Here is a 16,460-nt window from a genome sequence, read left to right on the forward strand (position 1 = left end):
TTTCTCTATACTATACGCGTGGTGTCGAATTTCGGTTCTATTCAGCCCTCTGAAATTTCCTTGATACTGAGCTCTTCATTACAGAATCCATAAAGGTTTGAATCGATGCATAGTCATCATACAGAAACAGTAAGGTGTCACCCGGCTTTGACATCTCCCACGCCATGAACAAAGCATGGATTTCCTCAGGTTGTACATGAACCGTTGGATGTGCTTTGGATTCATTCACCCCTCTGGTAAGCAAATGGATGGTTTCTCCCGGTGTCCTGCCCCTTAAATTAAGATCTTCCTTGATAATGAAGATATCAGAGTGCTTTCCAAAAATCCTTCCCATTTCCTGAATCGTTTCATCTTTCCGATCTCCCGCAGCTGAGCCAACCGTGATGACCCTTCCATCCTTCAGATGGGCAATGGTATCGTATAATGCCCTTAAGCCTGCTGGATTATGGGCATAGTCAACAATGATGGTTCTTCCTTGTACGATTTGAACATTGAACCGTCCACGATTTTGATTTTCAGTCGGCAGAAAACTGATCACCTTGCTCCGAAGTTCGGAGAGTGGGCGCCCTAAGGAGTGGGCGGCAGCAAGAGAACCAAGCACATTCAAGACATTATACCTGGCAGCTCCATTGATGGTGATGGGAATATGGGAGACCGGCAAAAACCGTTCCGTTTTCCCCTCACAGGTATGCATGATCCATCCTTCATCCATGTACCAAGCCTCATTCCCATTTTCAATATGCTCATGTATCACTGGATTTGAAAGAAATAATGAGAAATAGACAACCTTTCCATACGTTTGAGTGGCCATTTCGACACATCTCGGGTCATCCGCATTCAATACGCACGATCCTCCTGGTAAAACCACTTCGGCCACTGTCTGCTTCAGCTTTTGTAAATCCTCTAGCGTATCTATGCCATTCAATCCCAGATGATCTTCACTGATATTGGTGATGATGGACACATTACAGTGCCTGAAAGCCAGACCTTCCCTCAGCATGCCGCCTCTGGCCGTTTCAAGTACGGCAACGTCCACACCAGGGTGGGAGAGGACTTTCCTGGCGCTTTTCGGACCGCTGCAATCGCCTTCATCGATCTGTTGTTCGGCGATCCAAACCCCGTCAGAGCAAGTATAGCCTACGGTTACATCCTCCTTTTGTAATAAGTGGGAGACCAACCGGCAAGTCGTTGTCTTACCGTTCGTTCCTGTCACAGCGACTATCGGGATGGCCGCTTCCTCACGATTTGCGAATAAATAGTCCACGATCGCCCCCCCGACGTCCCGGCTTTTTCCTTCTGAAGGATAATGGTGCATCCGGATCCCAGGCGCAGCATTCACTTCAAGGATGGCTGCAGCTCCCTTTTCGAATGGGACGGTTACATCCGTTGAAAGGATATCGATTCCGGCAATGTCAAGACCAATGGCAACCGCAGCTCCTTCTGCCATCTTGCGGTAATGAGGATGAACATCATCTGTCACGTCAATGGCTGAACCACCGGTTGAAAGGTTCGCATTCCCCAATACTTCAAGACTTTGTCCCATTTTAAGGACCGTATCCAGGGAGTGTCCTTCCTTTTCCAGATGAACAACGGTTCGTTCATCCAGGGGAATTCTGCTCATGGCTTTCTCATGTCCTTCTCCACGCAAAGGATTTTTGTTTTCGCTTTCAATTAATTCCTTAATTGTTTGTCTCCCGTCACCTATCACCGTTGGAGGCTGGCGAAGACTGGCTGCAATGAGTTCATTATTCACGACAAGAAATCGGTAATCCTTTCCTTTATAATAACGTTCAATGATATATTCAGTCCCTTCACTGTATACACAGCGGAAGGCCGTTAACAGATCAAGTTCATTCTGGATATCCGTCACGATATTTTGTCCCTGGCGCCCATTGACAGGTTTGATTACGAGTGGGAAACCGATTTTTCCCGCAGACTGAAGAAGCTCGTACTCGTTTGAAATCACATCCCCCTCAGGAACCGGCAGACCCGCACTCTTCAATAACATTTTCGTCGCATCTTTATCACAGGAATCCTCTACAGCGAGATAAGAGGATTGACTTGAAATTGTCGCCTGTACGAATTTTTGTTTCTTACCGGTCCCGAGCCTTAAATGGCTGTTTGTTCCCGTTCTTTCGACTGGTATCTTCCGGGCTTTTGCAGCTTGAAAGATGGCCTCTGTACTCGGCCCCATTTTATGCAGATGATATAGATCAGACGTTTCTGATATGTAAGGCTCGGCACTGACCTCTTTATGCTCGAGAATGGCCTCTACGATTTCCATCGCTGCTGTAAACGCATAATATCCGGACTTCTTTTCCACGTAATCGTATGTCACGAAATAAATCCCTTTCCGTTCGCTCGTGATCGTTTTGCCGCGTTTTACAGTGATTCCCGCCAGATGCTGGATTTCCAGTGCGATATGTTCAAGGATGTGACCCATCCACGTCCCTTCATTCAAGCGTTCCACAAATCCCCCTGCATATCCCCGTGAACAGGTGTGTGTGAACAGGGATGGCATGACCTTCAGCAATGTGTCGGTAAACCCTTCCAATCGATTGGAGGGCTTCTCTTCGAATTCCTCTATATCGAGTTCAATGCAGATCGTTGGCTTGAAGCTGTATAAGTTAGGACCGGATAAGTAGTTGACGCGATTGATTTTCATTTAAATGTTCTCTCCTTAAGATATAATTAATTCCCTTTTGGTTAAATCAAAGATCGCGCCCTCACCCAATGTGTGAAAACGAATATCTGATATGGTCATGTTCTCTTTATTTTCAGCAACATCTATATAGGAAGACGTTTTCCCATCGAAAATGCTCACATTGAATTCACCGATCACTTCAAATTGATTCTGTTCACTGTTGACCCAAATCGCTGTATTTTCATCGATCCCCACCCCGATGATTTGAGGGTTCAATGCAATCGCCCTCATCAGCCTTGAAAATCTGTCACGCTGGGAAAAGTGCTGATCTATGATAACGTCTTCGAGAAATCCGAAGCCAGAGCCCATTTCGAGGATTGAGACATCCTGTTTTTTTGAGATTTTGGAAGATATGATCATCAACCTGCTCATGACGGCAGCCCCGGCACTGGTCCCGCCTATGACCAGACCTTCCTTCCATTCCTTGATACAGTGTTTATAGAAGGTTGTCCCTCCCAGCAGGCTCGTGAGTCTGAGTTGATCTCCGCCTGTCATGAATAACCCCGATAGGGAGGAAAGCTGCTCAATCAATTCAGGATCATCCGCTTTCTCGCGTGAATCCAGATGGAGCAATAGTGGTTTTGTTCCATGAAGCGCGTGAAACAAGCTTGCGTATTCATTTCCCACTTCTTCCGGATAAGCTGTAGCAGTCGTAACGATCCCAATCGGACCTTGTCTATTTTGACATAATGAAGCGAACTTCGATAAGATGACCTTCTCATCCGTTTTATCCTCGTTGCCCCCAATGATCAGCAAATCACCTTTTGCCATCCTCCATCAACCTCTTCGCTCTCATTTAATTTCCAAAAATATTTCAGAAAATTAAAAATATATTTTGTGTTCAACAAAGCTTCTATACCCTTGTTTACCAAAGATTAAACCTATATAAAAACAGAAAATGACTTAGTCCATTCCTTGTTAAGGTGAAAACCTGGTCTTCTTGCTATAAGGTCGCTTTCTTCGATCTCAAATATATAGTAAAATATTTACAGGAGGGATATCATGACAAATCGTAAAGTACCGTTTAATGATGTGACCGACCATATGTCTAAAATCGAAGGGGCACCCGTGGATCCCGAAAAGGGCAGTCTTCCACTCGGGATCCGGATCATCGGTTATGTGATTATCGGTTTCACAGTGCTTATGACTTTATTTGCCCTTATTTTCGGCTTGGTTGATTGAAACTTCAATAAGTGTTCTATGATTCAGGCTGATGCTGATATTTCCCCAGATCTATCCGGTTATTCCCTATAAAGTGGACTCCTTCCGCTTCCAGGGACAGCCTTTGGGTCATCATTTGTTCCTCATCACGAAACCCGACTTCCCCTTTGCTGTTTAGAACCCTGTGCCAGGGGAGTGTATGCTTTTCACTCATGGAGTGGAGAATCCTCACGACCTGCCTTGCCGCCCTCGGACTGCCCGCAAGCTTCGCAATTTGTCCGTATGTCATGACCTTTCCCGGAGGAATGTTGGCTATGATGTTCACCGCTCGTTCGGTAAACGGCTTCATGCATGTTCACCTCCCCTTTTCCCTCTCAATTATGAATCACCCTTATGTAAATGGGAAGTCCGGAATATATGAAATCTTGTCTTCATCAAGTCACGTTCCTAGAAGATTCCCTCCCTTTATATTAAACTGTATATGAATGAAAAGAAGGACGTGATAAGAATGGATATTAAACTGATTGCACTGGATATGGATGGGACACTCGTCAACCATGAGGGCGAGGTATCCCCTGAAAACGAACAAGCCATTCAGCGGGCAAAGGATAAGGGAATCCACGTTGTCCTGAGTACCGGACGCTCCCTTTTTACATGCAGGGACATTTCAGATGAGCTGGGTCGCTCATCATACCTTGTCACCGTGAATGGCGGGGAAATCTACGATCATGAGTACAATCTTGTAGACCGCATTCCCCTTGATGTTGATCTTGTAAAGCAGCTATGGGCGCTTAAAGAAGAGCATGATGTGTATTTCTGGTCTTCCACTTCCCAAGGCTTATTCAATAGCAGGAAACCTTTTGAGCAGGATATCGAATCTTATAATTGGCTGAAATTTGGCTTTGATATCCAGGATGATGATGTCCGCAAAGTCATGCTGGACGAACTGGTGAAGAATGAGGCACTTGAAATTACGAATTCCTCACCCACCAACATCGAAATCAATCCTGCAGGGGTCAATAAGGCGGCTGCCCTGGTGAAGGTGTGTAAATGGCTGGACCTTTCGATGGATCAAGTCATGGCAGTCGGGGACAGTATGAATGACATCGCGATGATCCGTGAAGCAGGATTCGGTGTGGCCATGGGCAACGCTCAGGAAGCAGTGAAAGAAGCAGCGGACTGGGTGACAGGGATCAATACCGATCACGGTGTCGCTCAGGCAATCGATAAAGTACTGAAGGAAATGAACTGACTAATGTAGAAGTGCCTGATTCTCTATTGAATCAGGCACTTTCTCTTTCAACCGGGTCTATTCCTTTCCCGTTACGTCTATACTAATGGAAAAAACAAGGATTGTACCCTATTATGTATCTAATACTGATCGTTGTCGTTTATTTACTTTTTGCAAAGTTCTTTATTGATTGGAAACGCTGGAAGGACTATTATCCGACGGTGCAATTTTATATGATCTGCAACCTCACCTATAACGTGATTTTTTATAACCACACCCTATGGAAGTATAAGGCCGTGACGGTAGACTGGCTGAATCATACGTTGATCGATTTTGTTTTTACCTTCTTCATCATTCCAGTGGTGATCATGATCTATCTCCGTTATTTCCCCTACCGGAAAAAGAAGATCATTTACGTCTCAAGCTGGATCGCTTACTTTACATTTCTAGAGTATTTATTTCATAAAAAAGGCCTTTTCCTTTACGAAAATGGCTGGAATTTAGGATGGTCTGCTGTATTTAATATCATCATGTTTACCATTTTGGGGTTACATCACAAAAAACCGCTGCTTGCACTCATCATTTCTGTTCCCATCATCGGCATCCTATTGTTGATTTTCCATCCATCTTTTCATGAATTAAAGTGAGGGTGTTTTCATGACTTCCTTTTCCACACCTGTATTTATAATCTCGATTCTAGGGGTATATATAATGATGGCCATTTATATCGCCATTTTGAAACGAAAAGAATAAAGAGAAAGGAACACCCGATTCCGGATGTTCCTTCCTCTTTTTATTTTACGATAATCTCATCATTTTCAACTGATACGGTCAGTTCCGTTACGCCTTCTTCATCAAGAAGGAAGTCGGCAATCTTATCTTCCACTCTTTCCTGGATCACCCGGCGCAATGGTCTTGCACCAAATGCAGGGTGATATCCGAGTTCCACGAGTTTGTGCTTCGCTTCCCCGTCAATTTTCACGTTAATCCCCTGCTCCTTGAGCTCGTCCTGCAATTCATTCAGCATCAAATCAAGAATTTGCAGCAGCTCAGCCTTTTCCAGAGATTCGAATTCAATGATACTATCAAATCGGTTCAGGAATTCCGGCTTAAAGTAGGCACCCAGCGATTGAAGGATATTCGTTTCTTTGATGGCATCTGTGCCTCCGGTATTGAAACCGACCACGGCTTCCTTCTTATCCGTCACACCGGCGTTACTTGTCATGATGATCACAGTCTCTTTGAAGCTTACCGTTCTGCCCTGACTATCCGTAAGACGGCCGTCTTCAAGAATTTGCAGGAACATATGCTGCACATCCGGGTGTGCTTTTTCAATTTCATCCAGAAGTATGATGGAGTACGGATTTCTTCTTACTTTCTCCGTCAGTTGACCGGATTCTTCGTGACCCACATAACCAGGAGGAGATCCGATCAGTTTAGACACAGAGTGTTTCTCCATATACTCACTCATATCCAAACGGAGCATGGAATCTTTAGATCCAAACAACTCTTCTGCCAATGTCTTCGTTAATTCTGTTTTCCCTACACCCGTCGGTCCGACAAATAGGAATGTTCCGATCGGACGGTGCTTCGCTTTCAAGCCTGCCCGGCTGCGTCGGATGGCTTTCGCCACTTTTTTCACCGCTTCATCCTGTCCGATCACTTTATGAGCAAGGTTTTCTTCAAGCGATTTCATCCGCTTGCGATCATCACTTTGAAGCTTTCCTACAGGGATGCCTGTTTTGGTTTCAATGATGGCCTGGATCAAGTCCTTTTCTACAAGTGCCTTTGAATCAGAGGATTCCTGGCCAAGCTGTTTCTCCAAGGACGCTTCCTCATCCCTTAGGATTGCTGCCTGCTCATAGTTTTCTTCTTTCGTAGCCTGCTCTTTCTTCACTCTTACTTCATGTAATTTTTTGTGAATGGCCGTTTTATCCTTGCCTTCAGATAGAAGGTTCACTTTTGAACCTGCCTCATCCATCAGATCAATCGCCTTATCAGGCAGGAATCGGTCCTGTATATAACGGTGTGACAATTTCACACAAGCCTCGATGCTCTCGTCTGTAAATTCCACCCCATGATAGTCTTCATAGCGGGTTTTTAAACCCTTGAGAATTTCAATTGCCTCTTCCGGTGTAGGCTCATTGACCAAGACAGGCTGGAAACGACGTTCGAGTGCCGCATCTTTTTCGATTTGACGATACTCTTTAAGGGTTGTCGCCCCAATCACCTGCAGTTCACCGCGTGCAAGCGCCGGTTTTAGGATATTCCCTGCATCCATGGATCCTTCTGCAGAACCTGCTCCCACTAATTGATGGATCTCATCGATGAACAGCATGACGTTCTCACGATCTTGCAATTCACTGATGATGGCTTTCAATCGTTCCTCGAATGATCCCCGTACACCTGTACCAGCTGTCAAGGAAGCAACATCCATCACATATACTTCTTTGTTTAATAATTTTGACGGCACATCACCTGCTACGATTTTACGTGCCAATCCCTCCGCAATGGCTGTTTTCCCGACACCGGGCTCACCGATCAGTACCGGATTGTTTTTATTGCGGCGGTTCAGAATTTCAATCACACGATCCACTTCTTTGTCACGCCCGATAACCGGATCGATCAAGCCGGCTTTAGCTGCTCCAGTGACATTACGCCCGAACTGATCTAGGATGCCGTTTCCTCCATTCCCACCTTTCGCTTGGGCTGATGAAGATGGCTGCTGGCTTTGGAATCCATGGTCGGGACTGCCACCCATGCTCATACCTTTGAACAACTCATCAAACGGGAAACCTCCGTGAATACCAGAAGGGGCCTGCTGCTTTTGAAAGCAAGCAGAACACATTTTCATACTGGATTTCTTACCATTCAGTTGCGTATACACTTCAACTGTTGCTTGATTATGATGACATACTTGGCATTTCATGAAACATGACCTCCTGTTGTCTTCTTATATATAAAATGGTTTGTTAATTGGGGTATGTTTAAGGTCTAATTAAAATTTGACTATCTTTGACTTTGACTTTATTTGACCTTATAAATACAGTATACTTTGACCTTTTTTGACTTTCAATATTTTTGCTTATGGAAATTTTTGCTTAGATTCAAGTTTCCCGTTGATTGAAGAGTATAGTAGGGTGGAATAGAAAAATCAAATAATTGATTTATTGATATTCCACTCCCTAAATACGCAAAAAAAAAGCCGGCATATTCGCCGACTCTATTAATACCAATGCTCCCATTTGTCTTTGTAGCACTCATGCTTCTTCTTATGGCAAGTGCATTTTTTAATCTTTTTCAGTTCGTCCAGAATTTCTTTTAGAAGATCTTTGATATCTTGATGCTTGTCTTTTTTACAATCATCATGCTTGTAGGATTCACATGGTTTTTTATACATACGTTGATTCACCACCTTTTCAACCATTGGGATCATATTCATCACGTTTGCCATTCTTCCTAAGTTTCCTAATGAACCAAGTGCATCGAGAGAACCTTTTTCTTGAGAATCTAACAGTCCTTTGAGGTGATCCACATTCAACAGTGAACTTAATTTTTCTTTTGTAGATTCCAGATCCAGCTTACTCGCATCTTCTTTTGTATACTGATTGATTAAATCCATAAGTCCTTCTAGTGGATTGTTTTTTTCACTCATCGATTTCCCCTCCATCTTTTTGCATACTTCAATGTAATGGTATTCCTTGAAACCGAGAATCCTTTTCTCGTCTTCAAGGAATGATCAATCTTTAAATCTTAGCTAATTGCACCAACGGCAAGTAGAACCAGAATTGCGATTCCAACAATCAATGCTGCTAGAGGGTTAATTGCAAGTAGAACTAGAAAAGCTACAATTAACAGAACTAAAAGCAAGCTGTAAAAATCAAATTCGTCATGAGAATGACCGGCACCCATCCATAATCACCTCACTTATTCAGTACTTGTAACTCACCTTACATGGCTATCATATGTATGTACTGCTAGTTTCGAATGATATAAACGTCTATTTTCTAGTAAAAAGGGCTATTTTAACCAAAAAAAATGCTAGACCTGGAAGCAGGTCTAGCATTTCCCCGTTCATATATCTACTATCCTTATACTAATTCACGATCCCAATGACGATGTGCTGCGATGGCTGCGGTGAATTCCTGGGCAAATGACTTCATGTCTTCCCCGGTTACAACACCTGAACCCTTGACACCTGCTTCTTCCAGCCAGTGTAAACCTTCATGGGTGGCACCGATCGGTTTAAAGTGAGAATACGCTTCTTTTACAAAGTAGGTGGTATCTTGAGAGAATTTTTTATCTACGTTTTCTCCACCTACAACGTACAGGCTGTCGAATAAGACTGATTCTCCCGTTAAGAATGTATGGTCCACTTCAAGCTCTGTACCGTCATCACCTTTGCGGGTCCCCAGTTTGTCACTGATGATTTCAGGCTGAACCCCTTCTTCTTTAAGGGCAGAGAGGACACTGTTCACTTCTTCTCCTTTGAAGCCATTTCCTACGATGACACCGACTTTACGGGTAGCCGGCTTCTTCTTCGTATTTTCCTGACTTAAAGCCGGTGAAGATTTCGTTACCTTCGATCCTTCTCCTTCAGGAACTTCTATATTGATCGCTTCTGCAAAACCTTTTGCCAGATCGCGACTGACGTTCGCAAACATATCGACGATTTGTTTCTGAACCGATTTACTTTTCACTTTTCCCAGTTCAAAACTGAAGGCTTGAATGATATGCTCCTTCTCCGGTTTACTCATGCTGTTCCAGAATAGCGTCGCCTGTGAGAAGTGGTCCTTGAAGCTTTCACTTCTTGTACGTACTTTCCTGCCCTCCATCTTTTCCTGATAGTGGGTGTACCCGCCTTCTTCCTCCGAAGCAGGGGCAGGAGTATTCTGAGCCAGTGAATTGTTATGATAGCTGACCTGTCCTTTATTGATCGTATGGCGGCCGTATCCATCACGCTGGTTATTATGGAATGGGCACACAGGTCTATTGATCGGAAGCTCGTGGAAGTTCGGTCCCCCAAGACGGATCAATTGTGTATCCGTGTAGGAGAATAAGCGTCCCTGCAACAACGGATCATTGGAGAAATCGATTCCAGGCACGACTGATCCAGGATGGAATGCCGCCTGCTCCGTTTCGGCAAACACATTGTCCACATTGCGGTTCAAGGTCATTTTCCCGACGATCTTCACAGGGATTTCCTCTTCCGGCCATAACTTCGTAGGATCGAGGACGTCAAAGTCAAAGTTAAACTCATCTTCCTCTTTGATGAGCTGAACACCCAGCTCATACTCCGGAAAGTCCCCTCCCTCGATGGATTCGTATAGATCACGGCGGTGGAAATCAGGGTCTTTCCCGTTAATCTTCTGTGCTTCATCCCAAACGAGTGAGTGTGTTCCGAGTACCGGTTTCCAGTGGAATTTAACGAAATGGGCTTTCCCTTCCTCGTTCACCAGGCGGAATGTATGGACACCGAAACCTTCCATCATCCGGAAGCTGCGGGGAATCGCCCGATCGGACATGGCCCACATGACCATATGAGCGGACTCCTGATTGTTTGCAATAAAGTCCCAGAATGTGTCGTGGGCAGATGCAGCCTGAGGCATTTCATTATGTGGCTCAGGTTTAACCGCATGAACAAGATCCGGGAATTTGATCGCATCCTGAATGAAGAATACGGGAATATTGTTCCCCACCAGATCATAATTCCCCTCTTCTGTATAAAATTTAGTGGCAAATCCCCGTGCATCGCGTACAGCCTCCGCAGAACCCCTGGATCCCGCCACTGTGGAAAAGCGGACAAATACAGGTGTCTTCGTCGACGTGTCCTGAAGAAATTTAGCCCTCGTATATTCTTTCATGGAGTCATAGAGTTCGAACTCCCCATGTGCCGCAAATCCGCGAGCATGGACAATCCGTTCAGGGATCCGTTCATGGTCGAAGTGGGTCATCTTCTCACGGAAGTGGAAATCCTCCATTAAAGTAGGTCCACGCTCTCCGGCTTTCAGAGAAAACTCATCCTCCGATACCTTCAGTCCTTGATTGGTTGTAAGATGCTTTCCTTCGTCCTCGACTCTATACTGTTCAAGCTGTTCATCTTTACTTTTACCATTCACCTTCGTACGACGATCGTCTCCCATTCTTTCATCCCTCTCATACTTATTAATGTTTACTATGTAAAACATTCTGATTAACTAGTACCCTTCATGTGTTTGGCTAAACATTTTTTGGAAAGTTCGGGACCTATGATTTTTTAAATTTTACCATTCTCCCCTTTACTGCGTAACATTGTTCTGTTAAACTGAATCTAAAGTAACGTAACAATGTTTTGTTGCGAAAAGAGGTGAACCCTCATGGAAACAGATCTTATTTCTAAAAAGGAAGTACTGGAACTGACCGGAATATCTTACGGCCAGCTTTACCGCTGGAAACGTAAGAATATCATCCCTGAAGGCTGGTTCATTAAGAAATCCAGCTACACCGGTCAGGAAACGTTCTTCCCGAGGGAGAAGATGCTTTCCCGGATCGATACAATCAAAGAAATGAAAGATGATTACTCCCTGGATGAGCTCTCGGATTTCTTTTCACCCAATCCCGCAAGGATCGAAGTCAGTGAAGAAGAATTATTGTCGCACAACATCCTTTCAGCACACACCATGGCTTTCTGTACATCGGTATTACCAGTAAAGAAAGCTTACGAATTCCAGGACATCTTGCATATGGTGATTATCGAAAAGTGCCATAGGCTGGAGATTCCTAAAGAAGCTCAGCAAACCCTTTATCTTTTTCTTCATGAGAAGTTTACACCACTGAAAGAATCTTCCCTTGAGCTGATCGGTATCCGAAAAGGTGAGGCGCATATGTGGATGCTGCTGCCCCTCCCTTCAGACTTCCTGTTGGACCATACGGCTCAAATCGTATTGAGATTCGATTTACAACAAATGATGGAAGAATTGAAAATCACGTTAACGAATACGAAGGGGATCTGACGTCCCTTTAATTGGAGGAGAAATGCATGAATACAGTGGAAAAGAAAAAGCTTCATGATTTGAAGATCAGCGGGTCCGGAACATCCGGCGGCGGCCAATTTGATGACGTGAAGATCAGTGGAAGCGGGAAAATCGCAGGGGATATTGACTGCCATGAAATGAGAATATCGGGTTCCGGTACCGTTGCAGGTGATGTAAGGGCTGGCCTGATCAAAACAAGCGGCTCTTCCTCCATCGAAGGAGATACGAAAGCCGAAACGATTACAACGAGCGGCAGTTCCAAATATGAAGGCTCCGTGATGGCATCGGAAATGACGATAAGTGGATCCGGTAAAGTGAACCGGGATCTTATCATGGAAAAGTTGAAGGTAAGCGGTTCATGCAAGGTAGGCGGAAAACTTCAAGGCGGATTGATACGGGCGAGCGGATCTTTAACGGTGGGAGAGGATTGTGAAGTCGAAACCTTCAAATCTTCAGGCTCTGTACACATCGATGGATTGCTGAACGCAGACAATGTCCAGATTGAAATAAGCCATGAATCTTCCATTAAAGAAATCGGCGGCGAAAAGATTTCAGTGACTCACCACCATTCAAGCAAACTACTCAAGCAGGTCGTCAACTTCTTCCTGCAAAAGGAAGATTACTTATCTTCCGAACTAATCGAAGGTGACGAAGTCTATCTTGAAAACACGAAGGCCAAACTCGTTCGCGGAAAAAACGTCGTAATCAGGGAGAATTGTGAAATCGATACGGTAGAATACTCCGGCACCATCGAGATACACAAGGACAGCTCTATCAGAAACAAAGTGAAAATCTGACGGATCAGTGACAGGGTGTGGCCCGGCCACCTCTGTTTTTTCAATTATTCCCGCACTCTTTACATACCCTTCATCTCCACATAATCGAAATTTCATATTTTTATTCTGAATGTTCTGCTATATTAATAGGTATATAGTACAATCCTGCGAGGATAATGGAGGACTTTATGGAACGTTTGACGGATCACCTCATCATCATCTCTTTCGATTGTTTATCTGCACTGGATTTCCCCATTCTAAAAGGACTTCCCCACTTCGGGGAGCTGCTTGCACATGGATCTTACTGCAAAAGGGTAGAAACCATCTATCCTTCTGTCACGTATCCCTGTCATGCCACGATTGTAACCGGAAAGTACCCCAATCGTCACAGTGTGGTGAATAATACTCTCCTCCAGCCTGGCATGGAGTCGCCGGACTGGCATTGGCACCGGAAATCCATTAAGGGTACCACCCTCTATGACGAGGCAAAAAAGGCGGGGATGACCACGGCGGCCCTCCTTTGGCCTGTGACAGCCAAAGCAGATATTGATTATAATATGCCGGAAATCTTCGCCAATCGTCCCTGGCATAATCAAATCCTTGTCTCGCTCATGAATGGCAGTCCACTTTATCAACTTCAGATGAATCGTCTTTTTGGTCATTTACGCAATGGCCTGAGTCAACCTGAGCTGGATGATTTCGTCCTGGAATCGACGCTGGAAACAATCAAAAGGAAACCGGATTTATTGCTTGTGCACTTTACGGACCTTGATACCCAGCGGCATTACCACGGTTTTTCTTCTGACGAAGCACATGCAGCCCTCCGCCGCCATGATGACAGATTGGGAAGAATCATAGGAGCGTTAAGGGAAAACGGCATATATGATAAGTCGACGATTGTCGCCCTTGGAGATCATAGTGCCCTTGATGAATCGAAGGCCGTTCAACTTAACATCGTTCTTAAGGAAAATGGTTTCATCACCGTAAACCGGCGCGGGAAGGTCACTGACTGGAAAGCGTATTGCAAAGGGTGTGATGGTTCTGCCTATGTGTACACAAAGGATCCCGATTCGAAACTGAAAGTGAAGGTGCTTTTGGAGCAACTACAACGGGATCCAGCCAATGGCATCGAATCCATACTCACTGGAGAGGAAGCTGCCGGGAGAGGAGCCGATGAACACTGTTCGTTTATGCTCGAGGCCAGACTCAGGTTTTATTTTAAAGATGCACTTGAGGGCTCCTTCATCCATACGATCACTCCGGAAGATGTGAAGGATAAGCGTTACACGTATGGCTCCCACGGCTATTCTCCGGAAAAGGAGAACTACTCCACGATCTTCATGGCGGCGGGAAAAGGAATTCGTCCTCACCTTGAGATTCCTTCTATGGGTCTCATTGATGAAGGACCAACCTTCGCCAGATTGCTCGGACTCAGCTTAGAAGATATTGACGGAAAAACGATTGAAGAATTATTGGATATCTAAAGAAGATTCTGTTTCCTTAGGGGGAAAAACCATGAAACGTTTTTCAAAAGAAGAAAGCAGCTGGATTTTTTATGATTGGGCCAATTCAGCGTATTCCATTATCATTTCTACCGCCGTCTTTCCGCTCTTTTACAAAGCGGCCGCTACAAATGCAGGTGTCAGTGCCGCTAATTCAACGGCCTATTTGGGATACACCATTGCCATTGCGACCTTCATCCTGGCCATGATCGGACCCATACTAGGTACCATCGCCGATTATGAGGGATATAAGAAAAAGTTCTTTTCCTTCTTCTTTGCACTGGGTGTGACATTCACCCTTTTCCTCGCTTTCGTCCCTAGCGATCAATGGTTGCTTCTTTTAGTCTTTTATACTGTGGCAGCAGTCGGATCAGCCGGTTCGAACGTCTTCTATGATGCCTTTCTGACAGACGTTACGACGGAAGAACGGATGAACCGTGTATCGTCACGGGGATTTGGATTCGGGTATATCGGGAGCACGATACCGTTCATTCTAAGCATCGCCATCATCATCTTATCCCAGAACGGGACCCTTCCCATCTCCGTCACCGTCGCCAGTAAGATTGCCTTTGTGATCACCGCTTTATGGTGGGGTCTCTTCTCCATTCCATTGTTGAAAAATGTGCACCAGCGTTATTTCATTCAACGCGAAAAAAGCCCGGTCGCGAACAGCTTCAAACGTCTTGGCAAAACGATGAAAGAAGTCAGGAAATACCGGGCACTCTTTTTATTCCTGCTTGCTTACTTCTTTTATATTGACGGTGTCGGCACCATCATCACCATGTCCACGGCGTACGGGTCGGATCTTGGTATCACCTCCACCAACCTTTTGATCATCCTTTTTGTGACCCAGGTGGTGGCTGGACCATTCGCCATTCTCTATGGAAGGCTGGCTGAAAGATTCACGGGTAAAAAGATGCTGTATGTGGGCATTTCAGTGTATATCATCGTTTGCATTTACGCGTATTTCTTAGAGACAACCATGGATTTCTGGATCCTCGCCATGCTCGTCGCTTCTTCACAAGGAGGCATCCAGGCACTGAGCAGGGCTTATTTTGCAAAGCTGATCCCGAAGAAAAATGCCAACGAATTCTTTGGCTTTTATAATATTTTCGGTAAGTTTGCATCGATTCTCGGCCCCTTATTAGTGGCAGTCACCGCACAAATGACCGGCGCTTCCAACAGTGGAGTATTCAGTCTTGTCATCCTCTTTATCATAGGGATTATAATCCTTGCTTTCGTACCCGAACCGACAGAGGCTGATGTCGAGAAGTCAGCCATCGTATAAAGAAAAAAGAGAGCCTGAACGCTTATGTTCAGGCTCTTTCTTAAGCATCTTATTAGAAAGTATGTGCTGCATCTTTCGCACGGGCAATCGCATCTTCCTTGATCTCCTGTGCTTTATCCGGCATAGCCGCATGTCCCTCCACAAATACACCCTCAAAGGAAGGTACCCCGAAAAATTGCATGATAAGGCTTAAATAACGATGCCCCATTTCCATGCCTGCTGCCGGTCCTTCAGAGTAAATACCACCACGGGCCTGGATATGTATCGCTTTCTTGTCCGTCAATAATCCAACCGGCCCCTGTTCCGTATACTTGAATGACTTCCCTGCCACTGCCACGGAATCGATATATGCTTTCATCACAGGTGGAAAAGAAAAATTCCAGAAAGGCGTGACAAATACGTATTTATCAGCCCTGATGAACTGATCGGATAATTCATTCAAGCGGTTTACTTTCTTCTGCTCCTCCATGGAAAGCTCCTCAAATCCTTTACCTGATTGAAGCTTCCCCCATCCGCTGAAGACATCCGCATCGATATGGGGAATATGCTCCTTGTACAAATCGAGGTGAATCACCTCATCATCCCCGTTCACTTCCTTGTACGTGTCCATAAACTCTTTCGCAACCGCCATGCTGTACGATTGGGTATCGTCATGGGGATGCGCGGTAATGTATAATACTTTTGCCATTCTTCATCCAACCTTTCTTCTACTAACTCACCATCGTATTTTGTGGAGATTTGAATGGAATTATCCTTTTAAACGGTTAAAAAAAGAATGCTGCCCT

The 16,460-nt window shown here is 44.8% G+C and carries 15 protein-coding genes; 7 read left to right on the top strand and 8 right to left on the bottom strand.

Translation table 11 applies throughout. The annotated features are described in order from the left end of the window. Window positions 1–37: 37 nt before the first annotated feature. Window positions 38–2,665, bottom strand: coding sequence for a cyanophycin synthetase (gene cphA, locus V8G47_RS16140; RefSeq protein ID WP_336201022.1), 2,628 nt, complete (start codon window positions 2,663–2,665; stop codon window positions 38–40). Between the two features lie 15 nt (window positions 2,666–2,680). Next, window positions 2,681–3,475, bottom strand: a complete 795-nt coding sequence (locus V8G47_RS16145) for a cyanophycinase (RefSeq protein ID WP_336201023.1) — start codon at window positions 3,473–3,475, stop codon at window positions 2,681–2,683. 231 nt (window positions 3,476–3,706) lie between these two features. On the opposite strand from V8G47_RS16145, the gene V8G47_RS16150 reads away from it, so the two are divergent. Beyond that, window positions 3,707–3,886 carry a hypothetical protein gene (locus V8G47_RS16150; protein WP_336201024.1) on the top strand — a complete coding sequence of 60 codons (180 nt, stop codon included), beginning with the start codon at window positions 3,707–3,709 and terminating at the stop codon, window positions 3,884–3,886. A gap of 16 nt (window positions 3,887–3,902) precedes the next feature. Here V8G47_RS16150 and V8G47_RS16155 read toward each other — a convergent pair whose 3' ends face one another. Further along, window positions 3,903–4,214, bottom strand: coding sequence for an MGMT family protein (locus V8G47_RS16155; RefSeq protein ID WP_336201025.1), 312 nt, complete (start codon window positions 4,212–4,214; stop codon window positions 3,903–3,905). Window positions 4,215–4,373: 159 nt separating this feature from the next. On the opposite strand from V8G47_RS16155, the gene V8G47_RS16160 reads away from it, so the two are divergent. Beyond that, window positions 4,374–5,117, top strand: coding sequence for a Cof-type HAD-IIB family hydrolase (locus tag V8G47_RS16160; protein WP_442970868.1), 744 nt, complete (start codon window positions 4,374–4,376; stop codon window positions 5,115–5,117). Window positions 5,118–5,230: 113 nt separating this feature from the next. After that, on the top strand, window positions 5,231–5,743 hold the full coding sequence (locus V8G47_RS16165; RefSeq protein ID WP_336201027.1) for a CBO0543 family protein: 513 nt from the start codon (window positions 5,231–5,233) through the stop codon (window positions 5,741–5,743). Between the two features lie 146 nt (window positions 5,744–5,889). Here V8G47_RS16165 and V8G47_RS16170 read toward each other — a convergent pair whose 3' ends face one another. The 4 genes from V8G47_RS16170 to V8G47_RS16185 form a co-directional block, all read right to left on the bottom strand. After that, window positions 5,890–8,025 carry an ATP-dependent Clp protease ATP-binding subunit gene (locus tag V8G47_RS16170; RefSeq protein WP_336201028.1) on the bottom strand — a complete coding sequence of 712 codons (2,136 nt, stop codon included), beginning with the start codon at window positions 8,023–8,025 and terminating at the stop codon, window positions 5,890–5,892. A 297-nt stretch (window positions 8,026–8,322) separates the two neighbouring features. Further along, window positions 8,323–8,751, bottom strand: coding sequence for a hypothetical protein (locus V8G47_RS16175; protein ID WP_336201029.1), 429 nt, complete (start codon window positions 8,749–8,751; stop codon window positions 8,323–8,325). Window positions 8,752–8,849: 98 nt separating this feature from the next. After that, complete coding sequence (locus V8G47_RS16180; protein WP_336201030.1) at window positions 8,850–9,008, bottom strand: hypothetical protein; 159 nt, start codon at window positions 9,006–9,008, stop codon at window positions 8,850–8,852. 179 nt (window positions 9,009–9,187) lie between these two features. After that, the gene (locus tag V8G47_RS16185) at window positions 9,188–11,239 is read right to left on the bottom strand and encodes a catalase (protein ID WP_336201031.1); all 2,052 of its coding nucleotides are present in this window, start codon (window positions 11,237–11,239) and stop codon (window positions 9,188–9,190) included. A gap of 213 nt (window positions 11,240–11,452) precedes the next feature. Here V8G47_RS16185 and V8G47_RS16190 point away from each other — a divergent pair, with 213 nt between their 5' ends. The 4 genes from V8G47_RS16190 to V8G47_RS16205 all read left to right on the top strand — a co-directional run bounded on the left by V8G47_RS16190 (window position 11,453) and on the right by V8G47_RS16205 (window position 15,675). Further along, entirely contained in the window at window positions 11,453–12,088 is a 636-nt protein-coding gene (locus V8G47_RS16190) for a DUF4004 family protein (protein ID WP_336201032.1), read from the top strand. A gap of 26 nt (window positions 12,089–12,114) precedes the next feature. Beyond that, window positions 12,115–12,906, top strand: coding sequence for a polymer-forming cytoskeletal protein (locus V8G47_RS16195; protein ID WP_336201033.1), 792 nt, complete (start codon window positions 12,115–12,117; stop codon window positions 12,904–12,906). A 167-nt stretch (window positions 12,907–13,073) separates the two neighbouring features. Beyond that, on the top strand, window positions 13,074–14,369 hold the full coding sequence (locus V8G47_RS16200) for an alkaline phosphatase family protein (RefSeq protein WP_336201034.1): 1,296 nt from the start codon (window positions 13,074–13,076) through the stop codon (window positions 14,367–14,369). Window positions 14,370–14,400: 31 nt separating this feature from the next. Next, complete coding sequence (locus V8G47_RS16205; RefSeq protein ID WP_336201035.1) at window positions 14,401–15,675, top strand: MFS transporter; 1,275 nt, start codon at window positions 14,401–14,403, stop codon at window positions 15,673–15,675. 52 nt (window positions 15,676–15,727) lie between these two features. Here the strand turns inward: V8G47_RS16205 and V8G47_RS16210 are convergent, their stop codons facing one another. Further along, window positions 15,728–16,363: an FMN-dependent NADH-azoreductase gene (locus V8G47_RS16210; RefSeq protein WP_336201036.1), complete on the bottom strand. Its 636-nt coding sequence runs from the start codon at window positions 16,361–16,363 to the stop codon at window positions 15,728–15,730. Between the last annotated feature and the right edge of the window lie 97 nt (window positions 16,364–16,460).

Origin of the sequence: Rossellomorea sp. LJF3, from assembly GCF_037046045.1 — a bacterium.
In the GTDB taxonomy this organism is placed as follows: domain Bacteria; phylum Bacillota; class Bacilli; order Bacillales; family Bacillaceae_B; genus Rossellomorea.